The 21,398-nt window shown below is 68.2% G+C and carries 12 protein-coding genes; 4 read left to right on the forward strand and 8 right to left on the reverse strand.

Features of this window, described 5'->3' with window-relative positions:
• Positions 1–117: 117 nt before the first annotated feature.
• Positions 118–3,126 (reverse strand): UPF0182 family membrane protein, encoded by a 3,009-nt coding sequence (locus AC1DCZ_RS08670; RefSeq protein ID WP_476974272.1) that lies wholly within the window; start codon positions 3,124–3,126, stop codon positions 118–120.
• Between the two features lie 152 nt (positions 3,127–3,278).
• Positions 3,279–4,307: a YlbL family protein gene (locus tag AC1DCZ_RS08675; RefSeq protein WP_476974215.1), complete on the reverse strand. Its 1,029-nt coding sequence runs from the start codon at positions 4,305–4,307 to the stop codon at positions 3,279–3,281.
• A 358-nt stretch (positions 4,308–4,665) separates the two neighbouring features.
• On the opposite strand from AC1DCZ_RS08675, the gene AC1DCZ_RS08680 reads away from it, so the two are divergent.
• Positions 4,666–6,159, forward strand: a complete 1,494-nt coding sequence (locus tag AC1DCZ_RS08680; protein ID WP_476974216.1) for a zinc-dependent metalloprotease — start codon at positions 4,666–4,668, stop codon at positions 6,157–6,159.
• A gap of 10 nt (positions 6,160–6,169) precedes the next feature.
• Here the strand turns inward: AC1DCZ_RS08680 and AC1DCZ_RS08685 are convergent, their stop codons facing one another.
• The 3 genes from AC1DCZ_RS08685 to nudC form a co-directional block, all read right to left on the reverse strand.
• Positions 6,170–6,874, reverse strand: coding sequence for a YgjP-like metallopeptidase domain-containing protein (locus AC1DCZ_RS08685; protein WP_476974217.1), 705 nt, complete (start codon positions 6,872–6,874; stop codon positions 6,170–6,172).
• Entirely contained in the window at positions 6,874–8,964 is a 2,091-nt protein-coding gene (locus AC1DCZ_RS08690; protein WP_476974273.1) for an ATP-dependent DNA helicase UvrD2, read from the reverse strand. The genes AC1DCZ_RS08685 and AC1DCZ_RS08690 overlap by 1 nt, the downstream gene beginning before the upstream one ends.
• A gap of 199 nt (positions 8,965–9,163) precedes the next feature.
• Positions 9,164–10,252, reverse strand: a complete 1,089-nt coding sequence (nudC, locus tag AC1DCZ_RS08695; RefSeq protein WP_476974218.1) for an NAD(+) diphosphatase — start codon at positions 10,250–10,252, stop codon at positions 9,164–9,166.
• 186 nt (positions 10,253–10,438) lie between these two features.
• Between nudC and AC1DCZ_RS08700 the strand changes: the two genes are divergently transcribed.
• Positions 10,439–11,773 carry a macrolide 2'-phosphotransferase gene (locus tag AC1DCZ_RS08700; protein ID WP_476974219.1) on the forward strand — a complete coding sequence of 445 codons (1,335 nt, stop codon included), beginning with the start codon at positions 10,439–10,441 and terminating at the stop codon, positions 11,771–11,773.
• A gap of 45 nt (positions 11,774–11,818) precedes the next feature.
• Here the strand turns inward: AC1DCZ_RS08700 and AC1DCZ_RS08705 are convergent, their stop codons facing one another.
• Genes AC1DCZ_RS08705 through AC1DCZ_RS08715 form a run of 3 tightly spaced genes read right to left on the reverse strand, consistent with a single transcriptional unit; the run spans position 11,819 to position 19,197 of the window.
• A complete protein-coding gene (locus AC1DCZ_RS08705) occupies positions 11,819–15,439 on the reverse strand; it encodes an ATP-dependent helicase (RefSeq protein ID WP_476974220.1) in 3,621 nt (1,206 codons plus the stop codon).
• Positions 15,436–18,738: an ATP-dependent helicase gene (locus AC1DCZ_RS08710; protein ID WP_476974274.1), complete on the reverse strand. Its 3,303-nt coding sequence runs from the start codon at positions 18,736–18,738 to the stop codon at positions 15,436–15,438. Before AC1DCZ_RS08710 ends, AC1DCZ_RS08705 begins: the two co-directional genes overlap by 4 nt.
• Before the next feature lie 45 nt (positions 18,739–18,783).
• Positions 18,784–19,197, reverse strand: a complete 414-nt coding sequence (locus AC1DCZ_RS08715; RefSeq protein WP_476974221.1) for an MGMT family protein — start codon at positions 19,195–19,197, stop codon at positions 18,784–18,786.
• Between the two features lie 139 nt (positions 19,198–19,336).
• On the opposite strand from AC1DCZ_RS08715, the gene AC1DCZ_RS08720 reads away from it, so the two are divergent.
• Positions 19,337–20,047 carry an exonuclease domain-containing protein gene (locus tag AC1DCZ_RS08720; RefSeq protein WP_476895213.1) on the forward strand — a complete coding sequence of 237 codons (711 nt, stop codon included), beginning with the start codon at positions 19,337–19,339 and terminating at the stop codon, positions 20,045–20,047.
• Positions 20,048–20,438: 391 nt separating this feature from the next.
• A complete protein-coding gene (locus AC1DCZ_RS08725; protein ID WP_476974222.1) occupies positions 20,439–21,389 on the forward strand; it encodes an ABC transporter substrate-binding protein in 951 nt (316 codons plus the stop codon).
• Positions 21,390–21,398 lie beyond the last annotated feature (9 nt).

Raw genomic sequence — 21,398 nt, forward strand, 5'->3', positions numbered from 1 at the left:
GAGACCAAATTGAGGCGGCGTGACGTGCATCTCGCCTCACGGCCCGGGATGCGCAAAAGCCGGGCCTCCCCCGTTGGCGAGGGAAACCCGGCCTGCTGCTGCATCGGCTGCCGGTCGTCAGCTGCTGGGTGTCGGCGCAGGCGTTGCCGGAGGCGACGCCGTGCCGCCAGGCGTGGGCGTCGCCGGCGCCGGAGTTGCCGGCGCTTCCAGCTTGCCCTCGGCGGCGACCGCCTTCTGCAGCGCGGCCGCGAGCCTCTTCTGCTGGTCCCCGTAGGCGGCGAAGTCGCCCCTCGCGAGGGCTTCCTGGCCGGCCTTGATGGCCCCGTTCGCATCGTCCAGGGCTGCCTTCAGCTCAGCCTTCGCATCGGTACTGGGTGCCGGGGTGCCGCCCGGGGCTGGCGTGGCCGGGGCTTGGCCCTTGTTGGCCGAGTCACCGGCCGTTGCCCCGGAGTTGCCGCCGAACAACTGGTTCAGCGCTTCATCAAGGGTGGGTGCGAACCCGATCTTGTCACCGAACGCCACCAGCACCCGCTGGAGCGTCGGGTACGACGTTTCGCCCGTGGACCGCAGGTACACCGGCTGCACGTAGAGCATGCCGCCGCCCACGGGAAGCGTCAGCAGGTTGCCGTTGAGTACAGCCGAAGCGCCCTGGCGCAGCAGGTTCAGGGCCTGCGACACGGTGGGATCGGAGTTGAACTTGTTCTGCGCCTGACCGGGGCCCGGCACCTGGGTTTCGGGCGGGATCTGCAGCAGCCGGAGCTGTCCGTAGCTGTCCGCCTTCACGCCCTTCTGGTTGCCGGCGTCCGAATCGGCGGCGAGGAAGCCGTACATGACGTTCCGGGCTGCGCCATTGACCACCTGGGGAATGAACGAGGAGGTCAGCTGGAAGGCCGGCTTCTGCTGGTCCGGCATCTGCAGGGACATGTAGAACGGCGGCTGCTTGACCTCATCCTTGACGGTGGGATCGTTCGGCACGCTCCACGCGTCGTCGTTCTTGTAGAAGCTGTCCGCCTGGGTGACGTGGTAGCGGCCCAGGAGCTCGCGCTGGACCTTGAAGAGGTCCTCCGGGTAGCGCACGTGGCTCATGAGGTCGCCGGACATTTCCGAGTACGGCTTCAGGGACGTCGGGAAGATACTCTGCCAGGCCTTCAGCATCGGGTCCTGGTCGTCCCACGCGTACAGCGTCACCGAACCGTCGTAGGCATCCACGGTGGCCTTGACCGAGTTGCGGATGTAGTTGACCGAGCTGTTCGGCAGCGCCGCGGTGCGGCCCGCCGTCGTCTGTGAGTCGGCGGTGGCGGCGGAGAGCTGTTCCTGCTGGGAGTACGGGAAGTAAGGGCTGGTGGTGTAGCCGTCCACGATCCACTTCACCCTGCCATCGACCACGGCCGGATACGCGCTGCCGTCCACGGTCAGGTACGGCGCGACCTTTTCCACGCGGTCGCGGGGATTGCGGTCATAGAGGATTTGCGAATTCGCGTTCACGCCGTCCGAGAGCAGCAGGTCCGAGGACTGGAACTTGATCGAGTACAGGACCTTGTTGAAGAAACTGCCCACGTTCGGGCCGCCGTTGCCGGTAAAGGTGTATTGCGTGTCACCGCCGCCTTCGGAGGTCGCGGGCCGGTCCTGTTCCCGGTGCGGGGCACCGTCAGGGGCGCCGACGATCGAGTAGTCGGGCGAGTTCTGGCCGAAATAGATGCGGGGCTGGTAGGTCTGGTCAGTGCCCAGGACACCGGTGGACGGGATACCCGACTGCAGGAAGTCCGGCTTGCCGTCCACGGTGAACTTGTTGCCCTTGGCGGCGACGACTCCATAGCCGTGGGTATAGACCACATGCCGGTTCAGCCACGACTGCTGGTTGGTGCTGAGCCCGTCAGGGTTGAGTTCACGGACCGCGATGACCGTGTCCTGGATCTTCCCGTCCACCGTGTACCGGTCCACGTTCAGCGCGCTCGGGAACTGGTAGTAGGGCCGGTACTGCTGGATCTGGGAGAAGGCATCGGAGATCAGGTTGGGGTCCAGCAGGCGGATGTTGGCCGTCGTCTGCGCGTCCGGGGCCAGTGCTCCGGTCGTGGCGGTGGTGGTGGCGTTGTAGACCTTCTCCTGGATCTTATCCAGGCCGTAGGCGGCGCGGGTCATGCTGATGTTCCGCTCGATGTAGCTCTTCTCGAGAGTCTGCTCCGAGGGGCGCACCTGGAACTGCTGGATGACCCAGGGGTAGACGCCGCCGGCCAGGATCGAGGTGATGATCAGCATGGCGGTGCCGATGACGGGCAGCCGCCACTTGCCGATTACCGCGGCAACGACGAAGAGCACGGCCACGAGCACCGCGGCCACGGCCAGGATCGATTTCGTTGGTATGACGGCGTTCACGTCCGTGTACAGGGCGCCGGCCCAGCGGCCGCCGTTGCTCTGCACCGTGGAGTAGCGGTCCAGCCAGAAATTGACGCCCAAGAGCATGAGGAACGCCGCGCCCGTCACCGCGAGATGGATCTGGGCGGCGCGGCTGGTGAAAATGCCCCGCTCCATGATCCGGATGCTGCCGTAGAGGTAGTGCGTGAGGATGCCCGCCAGACCGGCGACGACGGCGACGCTGATCAGGAAGCCGGTGACGAAACCCAGGAACGGCAGGGTCATCAAGTAGAAGCTGATGTCCAGGCCGAACTGGGGGTCGTTCTGCCCGAACGGCTGCTGGTGCATGAACAGGAGGACTTTTTGCCACTGGCTGGCTGCGGCGCTGCCGGCGAAGAGGCCGAACAGCACGGGCAGGCCGAGCATGACCACGCGGCGCACCGGTTCCAGCTGGATCTGGTAGCGGTTGAGGTTGTCCCGGATTTCGGAATCGGGGGCATAGACCGGACGTGCGTGGTACGCGATCCGGATGGCGTAGAACATGGCGGCGAACATGATCGCGAAACCGGCCGCGAAGATGATGATCTTTGCCAGGTTTTCCGTCAGGAAGACTTCGAAGAAGCCCAGCTGCTGGTACCAGAGGACGTCCGTCCAGACATTGGCGAAGAATATGAACCCGACCACGATCAGGGCGACGACGATCAGCGTCGGCGTGAGGGCGCCGCGTCGTGTCGGGAGTCTTCCGGGCGGGACAGTGCTGGCGGGACGGGACAAACTCGGTACCTCATAGCTGGTCGTCAAATACTGGTTTTTAGTTATCAGTCAGTGCGTTGATTCGATGCATGTGATGAAGTGTTGATGCATTGTATCGGCAGCAACTCCCATGATTGCCACGAGTGGCGGAAGAGCTTAGTTCCGCGGTCAGTCTAGTTCCTGGTGCAGGCAGGAAGACCGGATATGTCGGCACCTGACGCGGCCAGTTCGACGGCTTTCCGCGCGTCGGCCAGATTCTCGACTTTGACCACCTGGAGGCCGTCGGGAATGTGCCCCACGACGTCGTCACAGTTGGCGGCCGGGGCCAGGAACAGGGAGGCCCCGCCAGAGCGTGCGCCGTGCATTTTCTGGCCGATCCCGCCGATGGGGCCTACGGCGCCGTCGGGAGTAATGGTTCCGGTGCCGGCAATGTGTTTGCCGCCGGTGAGGTCGCCGGGTGTCACGGTGTCGATGATCCCGAGGGCGAACATCATGCCGGCGCTGGGGCCGCCCACCTTGTCGAGGGAGATCTTGACGTCGAACGGGAACGTGAACTTGTACTGCAGGATCACGCCCAGGACGAAGCGGCCAGCGGAACTCTTTGTGGGGGTGATGGTCGCGGCAACCCTGGTTCCGGCACGGTCCACGACGACGGTAACGGGTGCCCCGTTGCCCGCTGCCAGTTCCGCCTGGACGACCCCGAGGCTCGTGATGGGCTTGTCGTTGATGGAAACGAGAACGTCGCCCTCTTTGAGCTTTCCGTTCGAGGCGGAGCCATCGGGAAGGCTCGCGATCTGCATTTTCTGCTCGAACGCGATGTTCAGGTCCTTCAGGGCCGCGGCGACGGCGTTCTCCTGGGAGGTTGTCATCGCCGTAGCGCTCTCCTGCTGGGACTGCTCCTTCGTCACTCCGCTGGGAAAGATCAGCTCCTGCGGATAGACGGCTTTGCTCCCGTTCAGCCACGCCGAGAACGCCTCGAAGACAGTCACGGGACCATTGGGGCCGCCGTCGACGTACACCGTGGTGAGGTCCAGGCTGCCCTTGGCGGGAAACGCGTCGTGGCCTGTGACGCTAATGACCGGCTTGCCGTTGTCCTCGCCGAGCGTGTTGAACGTGGGACCGGGAGATTCGACGACGTAGGGGACGGGGAGGCTCATCGCCGTCACGCCGAGTGCCACCGTGAGCAGGCCCGACACCAGCATGGCCGAGGACCTCTTGTCGCGCTTCCTGGGGGCTCGGGCTCCGAAGAGAAGCCCCCTTTGGCCCGGGGCCCGGCTGTCCGCTGGGTCGCTGGCGGGCTGCTCGCCCTGGCTATTCGTCAATGAAGGACCTCTCCGTACCGGCGCGGGTGTGGGCCCTGCGGGCCCGCGGACAGCGCACTAGGGCCACAGCCTAACCCGAGGCTGCCGCCCGCAAATATTCCAGTTCCCAACACTACGCGTCCGGGTGCGCCGACCGCTCTTTGCCTACAGCGAACGTGGCGCAGTTTCGGCAGACAGCCGCTCTCGCCGCGGGGTACCGTGAAGTTGAGAAACAGCCACACCGACGATCGGCGGGATCATGACTTCCAACCCACTCAATCCGTCCAACGGCGACGAGGAACCCAAGGATCCGCTGGCAGAAATGCTCAAGAATCTGATGGGCGGCCAGGGTATGGGGAACATCGACCCCGCGGAACTCGCCAAGGCCGCCGGCCTTCCGGACGATCCGAACCTTCTCGCCCAGATGTTCTCCCAGGTCCAGGCGATGATGAGCGCCTCCTCCGAAGGCCCCGTCAACTGGCAGCTCGCACACGAGAACGCCCGGCGGGTGGCCGCGAGCGGCTCCGATCCCTCCGTCACCGCGCATCAGTCCCGCGACGTCGATGAGGCACTGCGCTTGGCCGAACTCTGGCTCGACCAGGTTACGGAGCTGCCGGCCACTGGATTGATCGGCAGGGCGTGGTCCCGCGCCGAGTGGGTGGAAGAGACCCTGGGCACGTGGAAACGGCTCACTGAACCCGTCGCCAACAGCATCGCCAATGCGCTCTCCGCGGCCATGACCGAGCAGATGCCCGAGGAAATGAAGTCGATGATGGGGGGTGCCTCCTCGATGATCCAGAACATGGGAGGCGCAATCTTCGGCATGCAGCTTGGCCAGGCCATCGGCGCCCTGTCGGCCGAAGTTGTCAGCTCCACCGACATCGGAGTGCCCCTGGCTGACCTGGAAATGGCGCTCCTGCCCGCCAACGTGGTGAAGTTCGGCGAAGGCCTCAGCCTGCCGGAGAACGATGTCCGGCTGTTCCTGGCGGTGCGCGAAGCGGCCCATGCCCGGCTCTTTGTCCAGGTCCCGTGGCTGCGGGGGCACCTCCTCAGCGCCATCGAGGCATACGCCCGCGGCATCCACATCGACACCTCAAAGATCGAGGAACTCGCGAGGGACCTCGATCCCAGCAACCCCGAAGGTATCCAGGAGGCTCTGTCCCAAGGCGTCTTCATGCCGCAGCGCACGCCGGCCCAGGATCAGGCCCTCGAAAAACTGGAGACGGCCCTCGCCCTGGTGGAAGGCTGGGTCGACGAACTGACATGGGCTGCCACAGAGAAACTCCTTCCCTCGGCCGCGGCCCTGCGCGAGACCGTACGCCGCCGCCGTGCCACCGGAGGTCCTGCCGAACACGCGTTCTCCTCCCTTGTCGGCCTCGAACTGCGGCCGCGGCGCCTGCGGGAGGCTGCCACCCTGTGGGCCTCCCTCAAGGAGGAGCGCGGGGTCGAGGGACGCGACGCCATCTGGCAGCATCCTGACCTGCTGCCCACCGCGGAGGACCTGGACGATCCGAAGGGTTTCAGCGAACGCCGGAAGCTCGCCGAGGCCAGCGACACCGAGGTTGACGACGCCCTCCAGAAGCTGCTGAACGGCGGTTTCGATGAACCGGCCGGAACAGGAACCACACAGGAAGAGGAGTCGGGCGCCGGAGAGACCGGCCCGGAGGACGCAACCGGGAGCGGCGACGGCGACGCTGGCAAGGGCAACGCCGGGGAAACCGGCTCCGAGGACGGCGGTACGCCCAAGGCGTAGGCCGCAGGGCTTAGAAAAGCTGGCCGGCCCCGGCCGGAACTTCGGTTCCGCCCGGGGCTTCTTCGTGCCGGGACTCGGCGGCGTCATCGATGTCGTCCGGAGACAGTCCCCGTGACGTTGCGAAGGACACCCCTTCCAGGAATGCCTTGGCACGCTCCGTCTCCGGATAAGCCTCCAGCAGCCGCCAGAAGGCGGCGTTGTGGTTGGCCACGAGCAGGTGCGCCAACTCGTGCAACAGCACGTAGTCGATGACCCACTGCGGCATCGGCTGGAGCTTGTCCGAGAGCCGGATGGTTCCCTGTGACGGCGTCGCCGAACCCCAACGTGAATTCTGGTTGCTCACCCAGCGGACTGAGGACGGCACGGCCCGGCCGCCGAAGTACTTCGCGGAAAGCCCGGCCGCGTGCGCGGCCAGTGCGGCATCGGTGCGCGGACGGCGCTGGCCCGCGCCGCCGGTCCCCCGTTCGCCCTGGAGCCGGAGCTTCTCGAGCATCCGGTGCACCCAGTCGCGTTCCTGGGCCCGGCTGAAGGAGGCAGGAATGGCGACGACCGCGGTGCCGTCCTCCCAGAACGCTGCAACGGTCCGGCGGCGCCGGGCGGAGCGCCGTATCTCGACCGGGGCGCCGTCGGCCGTGGTCAACGGCGTGGCCGCCGTTGCCGGGCCGGGGGCTCCGCCGGCTGGCCTCCTTGCCGGGCGCTTCGCGGAGGCGCCCATCAGAGCTCCGTGCTTGCGACCAGAACGGCCAGGACCGCTTCGCCGTATTTCTCCAGCTTGGAAGCTCCCACCCCGGCGAGCCCGGCCAGCTGTTCAAGGGACGCGGGGCGGGCCTCGGCGATGGCCGTCAGGGTGGCGTCCGTGAAGACCACGAAGGCGGGGACGTCGGCGGCGAGCGCCACATCCTTGCGCCATTGCCGGAGCGCATTGAACGTCTGTTCCTCATAGCTGGGCGGGCACTGGCTGCAGCGCCCCACCTTGCGTTCGGCCCCGGAGGAGAGCATGGTCCCGCAAACCCGGCAGGACGCCGGGACGGCAGCCTTCCGGCGCGGTGCCGCTCCCTTGCCGCGGAGGGAGGAGCTGGCCACGGAGTCGGGCCGCAGCCCGTCAAGGAAGCGCGAGGGCTTGCGGTTCGCCCGGCCGCCGGGCGTCCTGGCGGCCGACCAGGACAGGAACAGGTGCTCGCGGGCTCGGGTGATGCCCACGTAGAGCAGCCGGCGTTCCTCGTCCACGGCCTCCGGAGTATCGGCAAAGGAAATCGGCATGAGCCCTTCGCTGAGCCCGACGAGGAACACTGCGTCCCATTCAAGGCCCTTCGCGGCGTGCAGCGAAGCGAGCGTCACACCCTGGACGGTCGGTGCGTGCTGGGCCAGGGACCGCTCCTGGAGCTCGTTGACGAAGTCCGGGAGGCTGAACTGCGGTCCCCTGCTGATGACGAGCTCGTCGGCCAGCGCCACCAGCGCGGCGAGCGATTCCCAGCGTTCCCGGACGGCGCCGCCACTGTGTGGCGCCGAATCCGTGTAGCCCAGTGAGGCGACGATGTCGCGGACCAGCTGGCCCAGGGGCTCGGGCGTGGCGGTTTCGGCGACCGCCCGGGTGGCGGCGCGGAGCTGCAGGATGGCGTCGCGGACCTCCTTGCGGGCAAAGAAACGTTCACCGCCGCGCAGCTGGTAGCCGATGCCGGCGGCGGCAAGGGCCTGTTCGTAGGCTTCGGACTGGCCATTGGTGCGGAACAGCACCGCGACCTGGCTTGCCGGCGTGCCGGCGTCGAGCAGTTCGCGGATCCGTGCGGCGACTGTTGCCGCCTCGGCCTCGTCATCGGAGCATTCGGTGAATTGCGGTACCGGTCCGGCCGCCCGCTGGGCCACAAGCTGCAGGGGGGTGGCCCAGGCGGCGTCTGCGACGGGGCCGCCGCTGCGCCGTCCTGCCAGGAGATCGTTGGCCAGCTTGACCACCTGCGGAGTGGAGCGGTAGTCGCGGATCAGCTTGACCACGTGGGCCTGGGGATACATGGCTTTAAATCCAAGCAGATGCTTCGGGGACGCGCCCGTGAAGGAGTAGATGGTCTGGCTGGCGTCCCCGACCACGCAGAGGTCATCACGGCCGCCCAGCCACAGTTCCAGGAGCCGCTGCTGCAGCGGCGAGACGTCCTGGTACTCGTCGACGACGAAGTGCCGGTACTGCTCGCGGACGGTCGCGGCCACCTTGGGATCCTCCTGCAGGATGCCGACGGTGATCAGCAGCACGTCCTCGAAGTCGATGACGTTGCGGTCTGTCTTGACGTCCTCGTAGGACTGGAAGACCCGTGCGGCCGCGGTCAGGTCAAAGCCGCCCGGGTTCCCCCGGCCCTGGGCGTTTTCCAGGTAGTTCGCGGGCGTCAGCATGGACACCTTGGCCCACTCGATCTCGGACGCGAGGTCGCGGATGGACGCCCTGTCCGTGCTGAGCCGGAGCCGGCGTGCCGCCTCGGCGATCATCTGTGCCTTGTGGTCCAGGAGGTTGGGCAGCACCCCGCCCACGGCCTGTGGCCAGAAGAACTGCAACTGGCGCAGCGCCGCGGCGTGGAAGGTGCGGGCCTGGACGTTTCCGACGCCGAGATCACGGAGCCGGCTCCGCATTTCTGCGGCCGCCCGCGCGGTGAAGGTGACGGCCAGGAGCCGCTGCGGGCTGTACACCCCCGAATGCACGCCGTAAGCGATGCGGTGGGTGATGGCACGCGTCTTGCCCGTCCCGGCACCTGCCAGAACGCACATTGGCCCCTGCAGGGTGCTGGCAACCTCGCGCTGTTCGGCGTCGAGGCCTCCCAGAATCCGCTCCTCGAGAGGGCGGTCGTCCGGTGCAGGGCCGTCTGCGGGAACGCCGTCGGAGGCCGGGGTTTCGGGGCGTGGGCTGAAGTTCAAATGCTCTGTGGTCACGTTTGCTGCTCAGTCGATAGAGTGTGTCGTATGGATGGCGGGCCGCCGTGCCGGGCCCGCTAGGTGCCGCTGCGTGTGGCTGCCATCCGCGGGGTCATTCGGTTTCCGGGCGGTCCTGGATGACGCTGCCGTACCAGTGCTCGATGAGGGAGCGTGCGATGGAGAGCCTGGTGGAGATGACGATCTCGCCGTTCAGGACCGCTTCCTGCAGTTCCTGGCGGCTGAACCAGCGCGCGCGGGTGACCTCGACGCCGTCGGGCCGGGCCTCGGTGTCCGTCGTCGTGGCGGTGAACCCGAGCATCAGCGACGCGGGGAACGGCCATGACTGGGAACCAAGGTACTGCGTTGCCGTGACCCGCACGCCAACCTCCTCGCCGATCTCCCGGACCACGGCCTGTTCGAGCGACTCCCCCGGTTCGACGAATCCTGCGAGGGTCGAATAGTTCCTGGCGTCGAGGGGACCGCCGCCGCCGAGCAGGAGCCGGCCGTCCGGGCCCACCACCGTGACGATGATGGCAGGATCCGTGCGGGGGTAGTGCTCGGAGCCGTCGGCCGGGCAGCGACGGACCCAGCCGCCGGCTTCCGTCTCCGTGGCGGCGCCGCAGCGCGGGCAGTGGGTGTGGGTCGCGTGCCAGTTGGCGATGGCGCTCGCTTCGATGAACAGGGCGGTGTCCACCGGGTTCAAGCGGGCCGCGACATCGCGGAAACCTGCCCATTGCGCGGCAGCCGGGATGCCGGCCACGTGTGCCTCGAACGCCTCCGTTTGGACCTCAAACTGTTTGGGAAGGACGAAAAGGACGAGCTCGGTGCCCTCTTCCAGGCCGCCGCCGGCCACGGCGGAGCCCAGATAGACCAGGTGCTCAGGCGCGTAAGAGGTGTCCTGAAGGTGTCCTGCGAGGTCCGCGGCGTCCAGGAGGACGAGGCTGTTTCCGCTGACGAGGGCCTGCCGGCCGGAGAGCACCATCGCCCGCGCGGTGCCGGAGCGGACAAGCTCCGCCAGCATTCCGGGTTTCAGCCGGGCCGCGGAGCCACGGTCGATCAGTGCCGGCCGCACTGGAAGTACCGTGTCCATCAGGTGGTTGGCCGGAAGGTTCGGCTCCGGCGGGGACCCCGGGGCGGTGCTTTCCGATGCCGTACTGCCCAATGCGGCGTTTTCTGGTGCTGGTGACTCCGCAAGACTCATATACCCACCGTACTGACTCCCGCAGACAATTGACATTTGCGCGGGCGTCTCGGGGGGCGAGCCAACGGCGGCGGAGGCTGGAAATTATTGCGCCCCCAACAAAACGCTCTCCGGTATTTATTCCCGATCTGGAGACTCGCCGTGGTGCCTCACTGTCTTATGCGCCGCTCAATCTACCGTGGAAGCGTGAGAAGAAAACCAATCGAACTGGCAGCTGTAGCAACCGCGGCGGTCCCCGGCCTGACCCCGACCGCCGTCAGCTCTGCGCCCGACGATCCGGCGGACTTCGACTCCGCCCTTCTCCTCGACTCCGAAGGCAAACGCTGGCGCGTCCGCTCCCCCCGCCACGCCGAAGCCAGTGCACGCCTCGAGACGGAATTCATGGTGCTGCGCGCCTTTGTCCCCGGCATCCGGGCGGAGCTGCCGTTCCTGATGCCCACGGTCGCCGGAACCGTCAGGCAGGGTGAGCTGAGCACCTTCGTGTATTCGCACCTCGCGGGGGCCACGCGCTCCGTCGAGGAGCTGAGCGGCGGATCCGCCGCCCTGGCCGCCGAAATCGGCACAGCCCTCGCCGCGATCCATGACCTCCCCCGGTCACTGGTCAGCAACGCCGATCTGCCTAGCTACACGCCCAACGAGTTCCGGCAGCGCCGCCTGAACGAGCTGGACCAGGCCGCCACGACCGGCAAGATCCCGCCGCTGCTGCTGCGCCGCTGGGAACACGCCATGGAGGACGTGTCGCTGTGGCGCTTCAACCCGTGCGTGGTCCACGGCGACCTGCACGAGGACAACCTCCTGGTCGACGGCGACCGCGTGACCGCCGTGACCGGATGGACCGACCTCCGCATCGGCGATCCGGCCGACGACATGGCCTGGCTGGTCGCCTCAAACGAGCAGGCCTTCGTGGACGCCGTGCTGGAACACTACACCGCCAGCCGGAAGGACGCGCCCGACACCCACCTGCTGCGGCGGGCGGCATTGTCCGCAGAATTCGCGCTGGCGCAGTACCTGGTCAAGGGGCTCGCCGCCGGAGACCAGGACATGATCCATGAGGCCGAGTCCATGCTCACCGCACTTGCCGACGACGTCGCGGAACACGGCGGCCAACCGATCAGCGTGGAACCCCTCCCCCGGCCTGTCCCGGCGCCCGAAAACCAGCAGAACGCTGGCGGCGCTGCAGTTCCGGCGGTCCCGGGAGTCCCGGCCGGCCCGTCAGTCCCGGCTGTGGGCAAAGTAACCGTTCTCCCGGTTCCCGTGCCCGCCGCGGATCCGGTCTCCGGACCGGACGCGGTTGCCGCCGGAAACGCCATGCCCGCCGTACACGTGACGCCGATCCCCGGCGACGGGAAAGACGGGAAGAATGACGCCAGCGGTACCGAAGCAGCCGGCACGGCCGCCAGCGGCACGGCCGACCGTGTTTCGGAGGACACCTCGACGCAGTCGATCGCTGTCATACAGCCGCATCCCGGCGAGGACGCCTCAACGGCGGCCATCACCATCGTTGAGGCGAAGTCCCTCTAGTCCGGTTTGCCCACACCGGGCTGCGCGTTGCTCTGCCCGGTCGCGCTAGGTGCCGCCCGCGGGCGCCGACGTCACGCCCAGGGCAGCGGCGACGATGGTCTCCAGCCTTTCCGCTGACCCAAGATCGTGGGGGCGGACCACCTGGTTGTCGGCCACATAGTAGAACGCGGCCCGGACGTCCTCGAGCGGGACACCCTTGAGCCGGGACCAGGCCAGGCGGTACACGGCAAGCTGGACCGCCTTGACCTTCAGCTGGGCGGCCGAGGGACGGCGGCCGGTTTTCCAGTCCACCAGGTCCCAGCTGCCGTCGGCATCCCGGAATACGGCATCAATCCGGCCTCGCACCACGACCTCGCCAATCCTGGTCTCGACGGGAACTTCGACAAAGGCTGGCGCGCGGTGGGCCCACTCGGACTGGCGGAAGGTTTCCACCATGGCATCGAGACCGTAGGCCTCGTCGATATGGTCATCTGAGCCCGCCGCCTCGCCGAGATCCAGCATGCCGGCGGCGCCGAAGTACCCCTCCACCCAGGCGTGGAAGGCTGTGCCCTTGCGTGCCGACATCCCCGGTTCGCGCGGAACGGGCCGCCGCAGCCGGGCCACGACGGAGCCCGCGTCGTCCTCAAGATCCACCAGCGTTGACGCGGAAATGTGTCCAGGCAGGTGGACATCCTGCATAGTCGTCCGCCGGGACCGGCGGTCCAGCAGCGTCGCCGCCTCCTTGGCCCACCCCGCCGCAGGGCCGCGGAGGTGGTGACGGTGTCCGCCGTCGTCCGCAGGGCCGTTCAGGGCGCCGGCCAGGGCGCCGGGCTCGTCCGGTCCCAGGATCCGCAGCACCCGCTCCGCCGCTGATTCCATGGCGGCACGCCGTCCCGGCACCAGCCGCAGCCGCGTCCCCGTCCGCGGGTCGTACGGGCCTTCCAGGGGGTCGTAGGGCCAGACGGCGACCTCAAGCTCGGCGGTCAATGGGCTCTCCTCCGGCAGCAATTCCTCGCTCACGGACAGGGGGTGGATCTCCGCGGTACCGTCGGCGGAGAGGACCTCCAGTTCCGCCAGGAACGGCGACATCCCCGCCATGCCGGCCCGTGACCCCACCCACGCGGCACTGGATATCCAGAGGACGTGCTTGGCACGGGTATAGGCCACATAGGCCAGCCGCCGTTCCTCGGCTTCCCCGTGGGTCTGGACCGCTGACTTGAACTCCTTCTCGGCGTCGAGCCAGCCTTTCTGGTCCGGCTGGTCCAGGTCCCATTGCGGCAGGTCGGCGCGATCACCGCGCAGCGGCCACGGCAGTGCTGCACTTCCGCTGCTCCAGCGCGAGTCCCGGCTGCTCGGGAATGCGCCGGCGTTGAGTCCGGGCACAAAGACGACATCCCATTCCAGGCCTTTGGACGCGTGGACCGTCAGGAGCTGGACCGCCTCATGGTTCACTTCCGCCGCGGCGGCATCGAGCCCGTTTTCCTCGGCCGCTGCTGCCTCGAGCCATGCGAGGAAGGCCAGGACGTCGATCCGCTGGGACGTGTGCAGGAATCCGGCGGCCGCATCCTGGAAAGCGTCGAGGTTCCGGCGTGCCTGGTGGATGCTGGTCCCCGGCCGCGCCGCCACTTCGATGTCCAGGAGCATGGCCCGTTCCACTTCGCCGAGCAGTGTGGTGAGGTCATCGCCCATGTACGTGCGCAGCTGCCGGAGCTCGGCCGAAAGCCGCCGGAGCCGGTCCAGGGCCGCGGGCGTCAGCCTGCGCCCGTGCGCCGACGTCCAGTCCTCGCGGGGCAGCCAGTCCAGTGCCTCGACAAGGCTGGCGGCATCGGTGAGGTCGCCTTCGATCACGGCGTCGGCAGCCTCGTTTACGGTGTCGCCGGAGTCACCTGTGTCGCCGGTGTCCGGGCTGCCGGGGCGGCCTCTGCGACGGGCGAGGAAGCTGGACCAGTCCCGGAACGCCATCAGGTCCGCCGGGCCGATCCGCCACCGTGCACCGGCCAGCAGGCGCATCAGGGAGTCCGAGCGGCCGGGATCGGCCAGGACGCGGAGCGTCGCGACAAGATCGATGATCTCCGGGGTGTCCAGCAGGCCGCCAAGGCCGACGATCTCGTAGGGGATGCCGCGGGCCTCGAACTCGCGGCGGATGCATTCCATCTGGGCCCTCCGCCGGCACAGCACGGCCATCGCCGGTGGTAGGGACCCGGCCGATGGCGACGCGTCGAAGTCGGTCACGCGGAACTTCAGGACGTCCCCGGCGATCGCGGCGGCCTCGGCCACGTCCGTGGCGTACCGGCCCATCACGACCCTGCCCTGGACGGCGGCCGGGCTTGGCTGCAGGGGCGGCACCTCAACGGAGTCTGCGGTGTCCCTGGCACCCGGGGCACCGGCATGGGCCGCGGTCTTGCTGAGGGGCGCGGAAATGAGGTTGGCAGCGGAGAGGATGTTCCGGCCGTTGCGCCAGGCCGTGGTCAGGTACGACGTCGGGGCGACGGCAAGGCGCGGCACGCCACCTGTCGCGTCTGTCGCGGGCGAGCCCGCCGCGGGCGCCCAGGAGTCGTCTCCGCCGGCATTATTCCGCCCGGTGTTGTCACGGGTGACGCGGAGGGGGAATTCGCGGACGAAATGGAACAACTGCCCGGCCGACGCGCCGCGGAAGCCATAGATGGACTGGTTGGGGTCCCCCACGGCGGTCACGGCGTGGCCGTCGCCGAAGAGCCTCGAGAACAGCACGAGCTGGGCGTGGGAGGTGTCCTGGAACTCGTCCAGCAGCACCACCTTGTAGCGCTGGCGTTCCATCTGCGCGGCGACCGGGATCTCGTTGGCAACCCTGGCCGCCAGAGCCACGAGGTCGCCGAAGTCCAGGGCCCCCCTGGCCCGTTTCGCTTCGGAATATCGGTCCACCATCTCCGCGACGCTTGCCCGGGTGCGCAGCATGCCGCTGAGTTCCCCCGCGGCCTGGCTGGGGTTTTTCCTGGCAGTGGCGAGGTAGGGCAGTGCCTCAAACGCGGAGACCCGCTCCAGCACCCAGGCCCGGACCTCTGCGGGGTCGCGGAGGTGCTCCGAGCACTCCCCGGCGAGCTGGATCACCGCTTTGACGAGGGTGGACTTGGCGGACCGGAAGTGTTCGTAGTCGCCGTCGAACGCCTCCACGACCTCGCTGGCAAGCTGGAAGGACTGGGCCCCGCCGAGAAGCACCACGTCCCGTTCGACGCCGAGCCGAAGGCCGTAGTCGGAGACGATGCCGCTGGCGTACGAGTGGTAGGTGGAGACCTTGGGTTCGAGGGCGTCGTTGCTGAGCAGTCCGGCGGGGAAGATCTTGTGCTCCGGGTCCGCCGCGGCGATCCGCTGCAGGGAGGCCAGCTTGGCGCGGATCCGGGAGGCGAGTTCGCCGGCGGCCTTGCGGGTGAACGTCACGCCGAGCACTTCTTCCGGCCTGACCCAGCCGTTGGCTACGAGCCACACCACCCGGTCGGCCATGGTGGCGGTCTTTCCCGAACCGGCGCCGGCGATGACCAGCCGTGGCGACAGAGGCGAAGAGATGATCAAGGATTGTTCGGCCGTGGGGCTGTTCTTCTCCCCCAGCATGGCGGACAATTCCTCGGGGGTAAACCTGGGGTCGGGAAGAATGGCCGGGGGTGCCGGCGGGGGCGGTGCCGGAACGCCCGCCGGCTGGACGTCGGTGGTCATTCAGTAACCTGCTTTCCGCGCGCGCACAGCGGGCAGACTTCAGGGAGCCGGCAGCCGTGGCCGCCGTGGCCCCCCTTGGACGGATCGTGGCGGGCTTCGAACGTGTTCCCGGACATCACCTTGGCGGCGTCGTTGACCATGCCCAGAGCCCAGTTATCCTGCGGGTCCAGCGGGGCCTGGGCCTGGATGCCCGGGCTCTTGGTCCCGGTGCCGAGCTGGGCCAGGACCGCGCCGCCAGGGAGCGGCGGCGGACCATCATCCGCGCCGGAAAACCCGCCGGCCAGCACCGCCGCCTGGTAGGCGCCGAGCTGCGGATGCCGTTCGAGATCCGTTTTGCCGGGCTGGCTCTTGCCGGTCTTGAGGTCCACGATGACCAGGCGGCCCTCGGCGTCGATCTCCAGCCTGTCGACCTGGCCCCGCAACACGGCGGGCCGTGCCGGCCAGGAGTCCTCGCCGGAATCCGGTGCGGCACCCGCAGCGCCGGTGTTCGCCGGGAGGTCAGCGAGTTTCACTTCGAAGTCCTGCTCGACGCCCAGCAGGCTGCGGCCCTGGCTGCGCATGACGAGGACGTACTGGGCCAGTTTGCGGACCATGGATTCGGCGCGCTGGAAGTCCAGCTTTCCCTCCCAGTTGTCTTTCATGCCGAGGGCGGGCCAGCGCCGGAGAAGTTCAGCGACGTATTCGCCGCCCGAGGCGTCCGGGAGGTCCTGGGCGATTGCGTGGACCAGTGTGCCCAGGCTGCGGGCAAAGTCCGTCGCCGCCTCGCCGCCGGCGGCCTGGACGAACCAGTCAAGCGGCGACTTCTGCACGGTCTCCACCTTGGAAGGCGAGACGTACACGATACTGCCCGGGGGCACCACGGGCGTGTCCGAGGACAGCGGCGCGAGCCCCCACCAGCTCCCCGGATGGGCCCCCGGAACGGCTGGCTCCGCCGAGGCCAGGGCGCCCAGCACCGCAGCGGCCTCGCGGGATTCGGGAGCGGCGGCATCCAGCTGGGCGTACTGGCGCAGCTCGGCCACGAGGGCCCGCAGGGTAAGGGGACGCTCCACCGGGGTGAAGCCGCGACGGTCCTGGTCCGGGCGCAGCGGAGCCACATAGTCCAGGAAGGAGGACGGCTGCTCGTCTTCCGAGGAAACGGCGCTGCAGATCAGCACGTCCTTGGCGCGGGAGACGGCCGTGGAGAAGCTCCGCAGCTCGTCGTAACGGATTTCGCGCAACCGGCTGAGCGGGTCCAGCTGCAGCGCGTACTCCACGCCGTGTTCGACGGCGTCCGCGAACACGGTGCTGCCAAGCAGTTCGCCGCGCAGCCGGGTGTTGGGCCACACGCCTTCCTGCAGCCCTGGGATGATCACCACCGGCCACTCCCTCCCGGCGGCGCTGGCGGGCGTCATGAGTTCCACCGCGTCCTCCAGCTGTGCCCGCGCGGCGAGGGTGTCCATGGGGAGTTCCTGGCTCAGCAGGTATTCCAGGAATTGCTCGGGCCCGGAACCGGGCAGCTGGTCCACGAAGCGTTCCGCGGTGTGGAACAGCGCCATCATGGCGTCGAGGTCCCGGTCGGCCCGGGCTCCGGCCGTGCCGCCGGCAAGGGCGGCGTCGGTCCAGCGGCCGGCAAGGCCGGTGGAGTGCCACAGCGCCCACAGCACCGTTTCGGCGTTGCCGCCGGGCGCCACGGCCGCGTCCCGGCCGGCCCGGATCATGCGGGCAATCCTGCGGGCGGCCTGCCCCTCGATGCCAAGCGTCGCCAGGGCTCCCGGCTCCAGCAACGCCTCCACCAGCAGGGCGTCGCTGGTGCGGCCACCGCCGCCCAGGATCTCCTCCCGCCGCAGGGACTGGCGCAGCCGCCGCAGCTCGATTGATGTCGCTCCGCCGATGCGCGAGGTGAGCAGGGAAACAGCCGACTCCGGGGTGAGCACTGCCGGGTCCAGTGCCACCGCGTAGGCCTCCAGCAGCGGACGCACCGCGACCTCATCCCTGACGGCCGAATCGGCCACCGGGACCCGGACCGGGATCCCCTGGCCGGCGAGGTACCGCTGCAGCTGGCTGAGCTGGCCGCCGTTGCGTACGATCACGGCGATTTCGCCGAAGTCACGGCCGTCGTTCAGCTGGGCTTCCAGGATCCGCTGCGCCACGTATCGCAGTTCGTGGGCCGGGGACGGAAGCAGATGCGCCTCGACGCTGCCTGCGCCGGCTTCAGCTGAGGCAGCCGGGCGGGGCTGTTCAAGCCGGCGTGCGGACTGGCCGCCGGCGCGGCGTGAGATGCGCACGGCCACCGATTGCCAGGCCTCCGCCACGGCGGGAGCGTGGCGGTGGGCGGAGAAGAGCGGGCGCTCCAGGACGGTGCCGCCGGCGGGGGCCAGCAACACGGGCAGTTCGGCTACCAGGTCCGGCCTGGCCCCGCGGAAGCCCTGGACCACGGTGTCCGGGGACGAGGTGATGATGGCGTCCTTGCCGGCCGCGATGTCCGCGAGCAGTTCGAAGACGGCGGGATTCGCTTCCTGGATGTCATCGACCAGGATCAGCTGGAGCCTGTCCCGCTCCGCGGCCAGGAAGCCGGGCTCGTCCTGGAAGATCTGCCGCGCGGCCGTGATGATGCCGGCGGGGTCGAAGGCTTCGGGCATCCGAAGATCCAGGACGTCACGGTACTCGGCGTAAAGGGCAGCGGCGGCCACCCAGTCGGGCCGGCTGCAGGCCCGGGCGAGGACCACCAGGTCCTCCGCGGTCCGCCCGGATTCGATGATCCGGTCAAAGAGCTGTCGGACTTCCTGGCGGAACCCCCGCGTCTGCAGGGCAGGCCCCAGGTCCCCGGGCCACGGCAGATCGAGGCCAGGCTGCATGTGGCCTTCCAGCAGCTCCTTGATGATGAGGTCCTGTTCCGGACCGGAGAGCAGTTTCGGCGGACGCGGGAGGGGCAGGATGCCTTCGGCCTTGGCGCGCCGGATGAGATCGAAGGCGTACGACGCCCACGTGCGGGCCGGCGTCGTGCTGAGGCTCCGGTCCAGCCGGGCGGTGAAGCGGTCCCGGAGCGAATCAGCGGCGAGCCGTCCCGGAGCCAGAATGAGCATCCGCTCGGGATCCAGGCCATCGCGCTGCGCGCGGCGGACGGCGGCCTCCACCAGGACGGTCGATTTGCCGGTGCCGGGCGCCCCGGGCACCAGGACGGGTCCGGACCCGTGCGGAACGTCGACGGCGGCGAGTTGGTCCGCCGTCAGCGCCGGAACGGCGCTGTGTAGCGTCCTGGGCGGCAGCAGGCGCAACCCCGAACCGGGGGGCCGGGGACGGGATCCGCCTGCTTTGGACAGCGGGAATTCCGGACGTTGGCTGGGGGTACTCACACAGTCATTTCATCATCCGGTGCCGACATTTTTTTGCAGCTCACCATGGAGCGCAGCGTCCAGCCGCCCCGCAATGGAATCGATCCGGTCGAATTCGTCCTCCGAGGGCCTCCACCGGGCCGCCGGGAGGTCAACGCGCCATCGTCCCTCGCCGGTACGAAGGTATTCGGCGTGACTGCCCTGAAGCGGGGTGCCTTCGACCACATACAGTGCCAGGGCCTCTCGCTCATGCCCGGGCGGGGCGTCACCGCTGGCCTTGAGAACCCGCCACCAGGGCACCGCGCTGCCGTAGTGGCTCATCACCGAACCGACCTGACGGGGTCCTCCGGAGCCGAGCAGTTCCGCGACATCCCCGTACGCGACCGCTGCGCCGGCCGGGACCAAAGCCACGAGCTCCAGCACTGCTTCTACATACTCGGTGCGCATCGGTCCAGCCTAGTCGCCGGAACCGTGGCGCGAGGTCACATTCGGCCCATGCCGGGCCCCGGAAGGAGCGCGACGTGACCACGATGCGGTGTGGGCCTGTCGGGCAGGAACTGTCAGAGGCAGCAGGTAGCGTTGAAGCATGAGCACTTGGAACACCCTCCCCCGCGCAGCCTTCGACCTCGAGACAACCGGGCGGAATTCCCGCGCCGCGAGGATCGTGACGGCGTCGGTCACCGTGGTGGACTCCGCCGGCGCGGTCATCAAGGAACATGAGTGGCTCGCCGATCCGGGCGTGGACATTCCAACGGAAGCCAGCGACGTCCACGGCATCACCACCGAACAGGCGCGCCGCGACGGCCGGCCCGCAGCGGAGGTGACCCGTGAGCTCGCAGCCGTGCTCCAGGAACTTTTCGATGCCGATGTGCCCGTCATCGCTTTCAACGCCAGCTACGACTTCACGGTCCTCGCCGCCGAATCGGCCCGCTACGGCGTCCCGCAGCTGAACCGCTTCCCGGTCCTGGACCCGTACATCATGAACAAGCAGGTGGACCGCTACCGCAAAGGCAAGCGCACCCTCACGGCCCTGTGCGAGGAATACGGCGTCAGCCTCGAGAACGCGCACACATCCGCGGCCGACGCCCTGGCCACCTTGCGCATGCTCGACGCCATGGCCGGGAAGTTCCCCAAGCTCAGGATGCCCGCAACCCACCTCCACCAGCTCCAGGTCGAATGGGCCTCCGCGCAGGCCGCTGACTTCCAGACGTACCTGCGCAAGACCAAACCGGCCGCCGTCATCGAAGGCGAGTGGCCGGTCCTGCCGCCGGAGGACGCCAGCCGCGGCGACTTCTAGGCCGCCGGACAGCTGCAGCGGCGGAACGGCCGGCTTCTTAAAACGAAACCTTGGCCGGCGCGACGGCTGGTTTAGCCCACAGTTACCGGCAAATCCAGCCGTTGAGACGTAACCCACACCCCCCGGCGGACGCCGCCGCGTCGCCTGCCCCGGGCGATGATTTCGCCCGGGGCAGGCGGCTCTCTCGGAAGCGTGCGCTGCCCACGGGAACGTGGAAGATAATTCGCCCCGAGCCCTCTTGCGTGACGATTAATTCGAATTGAAGTGTCCCCGGCGCCGGGTGACACAATTATCTTTCGCGGTGCGCCTGCCTACCCGGCGCGCCAGCAGACGGCCGGGAACCGAGAGGTTCCGCGCGGCCCACCGAACTTCGGACGAAAGTGATTGCGCGATGAAAAGCAAAGCCTTGAAGTGGCTGACAACCGTTCCTGTGGCAATCGCCATGGCGGCCTCCCTCGCAGCGTGCGGCGGCGGCGCCGCACAGTCAACGGGCTCACCCACGGATGCCCTCCAGGGCAGTGACCAGACGTCACTGGACAAGTACACCACCAAGGAGGTCACCCCGCTCGACAAGATCGACAAGTCGAAGCTGGGCCTGATCACTGGCGGCACCTTGCGGGTCGGCACCCTGTCCGACGCCCCGCCGAACATCTTCATCGACCCGGCGGGCAAGTTCACGGGCTACGACAACGAGCTCCTCCGGGCCATTGGCGACAAGCTGGGACTCAAAGTCGAGTTCGCTTCCACCGACTTCTCCGCGTTGCTCTCCCAGGTCAAGAACAAGCAGTTCGACGTCGGATCCTCCTCGATCTCCACCACCGACAAGCGCCGCGAAACCGTCGGCTTCACGAACGGCTACGACTTCGGCTACATGGCCGTCGTGACCAAGAGCGACGCCAAGGTCAAAGGCTTCGCCGACCTCAAGGACGGCGTCCGCATCGGCGTCGTCCAGGGCACTGTCCAGGACGACTACGTGACCAACACGCTCAAGCTCGAACCGGTCCGGTTCCCGGACTACAACACCGTGTACGCCAACGTGAAGTCCGGCCAGGTCGACGCCTGGGTGGCTCCTTCGCAGCAGGCCACCGGCCAGGTCAAGGATGGCGACAACACCAAGATCGCCGAAAAGGTTGTCAACACCCAGAACTTCACCGCTTACGCGGTCAACAAGGACAACCAGCCGCTGATTGACGCCCTGAACGCCGGCCTCGACGCCGTCATTGCTGACGGCACCTGGACCAAGCTCACGGCCCAGTGGTACACGGACCGGCCCACCGCTAAGGAGCAGACGCCGCAGGGCTGGAAGCCGGGCAGCAAAGCCGTCCAGGTCGCCGCGAAGTAACCCGGGCGC

It is taken from the genome of Arthrobacter sp. 10N418 (genome assembly GCF_056394725.1).

Excerpts from the sequence above, each read along its gene's own strand:
- AC1DCZ_RS08725 (WP_476974222.1), top strand. The coding sequence starts at position 20,439 with ATGAAAAGCAAAGCCTTGAAGTGGCTGACAACCGTTCCTGTGGCAATC.
- AC1DCZ_RS08715 (WP_476974221.1), bottom strand. The coding sequence starts at position 19,197 with ATGCGCACCGAGTATGTAGAAGCAGTGCTGGAGCTCGTGGCTTTGGTC.
- AC1DCZ_RS08685 (WP_476974217.1), bottom strand. The coding sequence starts at position 6,874 with ATGGGCGCCTCCGCGAAGCGCCCGGCAAGGAGGCCAGCCGGCGGAGCC.
- AC1DCZ_RS08675 (WP_476974215.1), bottom strand. The coding sequence starts at position 4,307 with ATGCTGGTGTCGGGCCTGCTCACGGTGGCACTCGGCGTGACGGCGATG.
- AC1DCZ_RS08720 (WP_476895213.1), top strand. The coding sequence starts at position 19,337 with ATGAGCACTTGGAACACCCTCCCCCGCGCAGCCTTCGACCTCGAGACA.
- nudC (WP_476974218.1), bottom strand. The coding sequence starts at position 10,252 with ATGAGTCTTGCGGAGTCACCAGCACCAGAAAACGCCGCATTGGGCAGT.
- AC1DCZ_RS08705 (WP_476974220.1), bottom strand. The coding sequence starts at position 15,439 with ATGACCACCGACGTCCAGCCGGCGGGCGTTCCGGCACCGCCCCCGCCG.
- AC1DCZ_RS08680 (WP_476974216.1), top strand. The coding sequence starts at position 4,666 with ATGACTTCCAACCCACTCAATCCGTCCAACGGCGACGAGGAACCCAAG.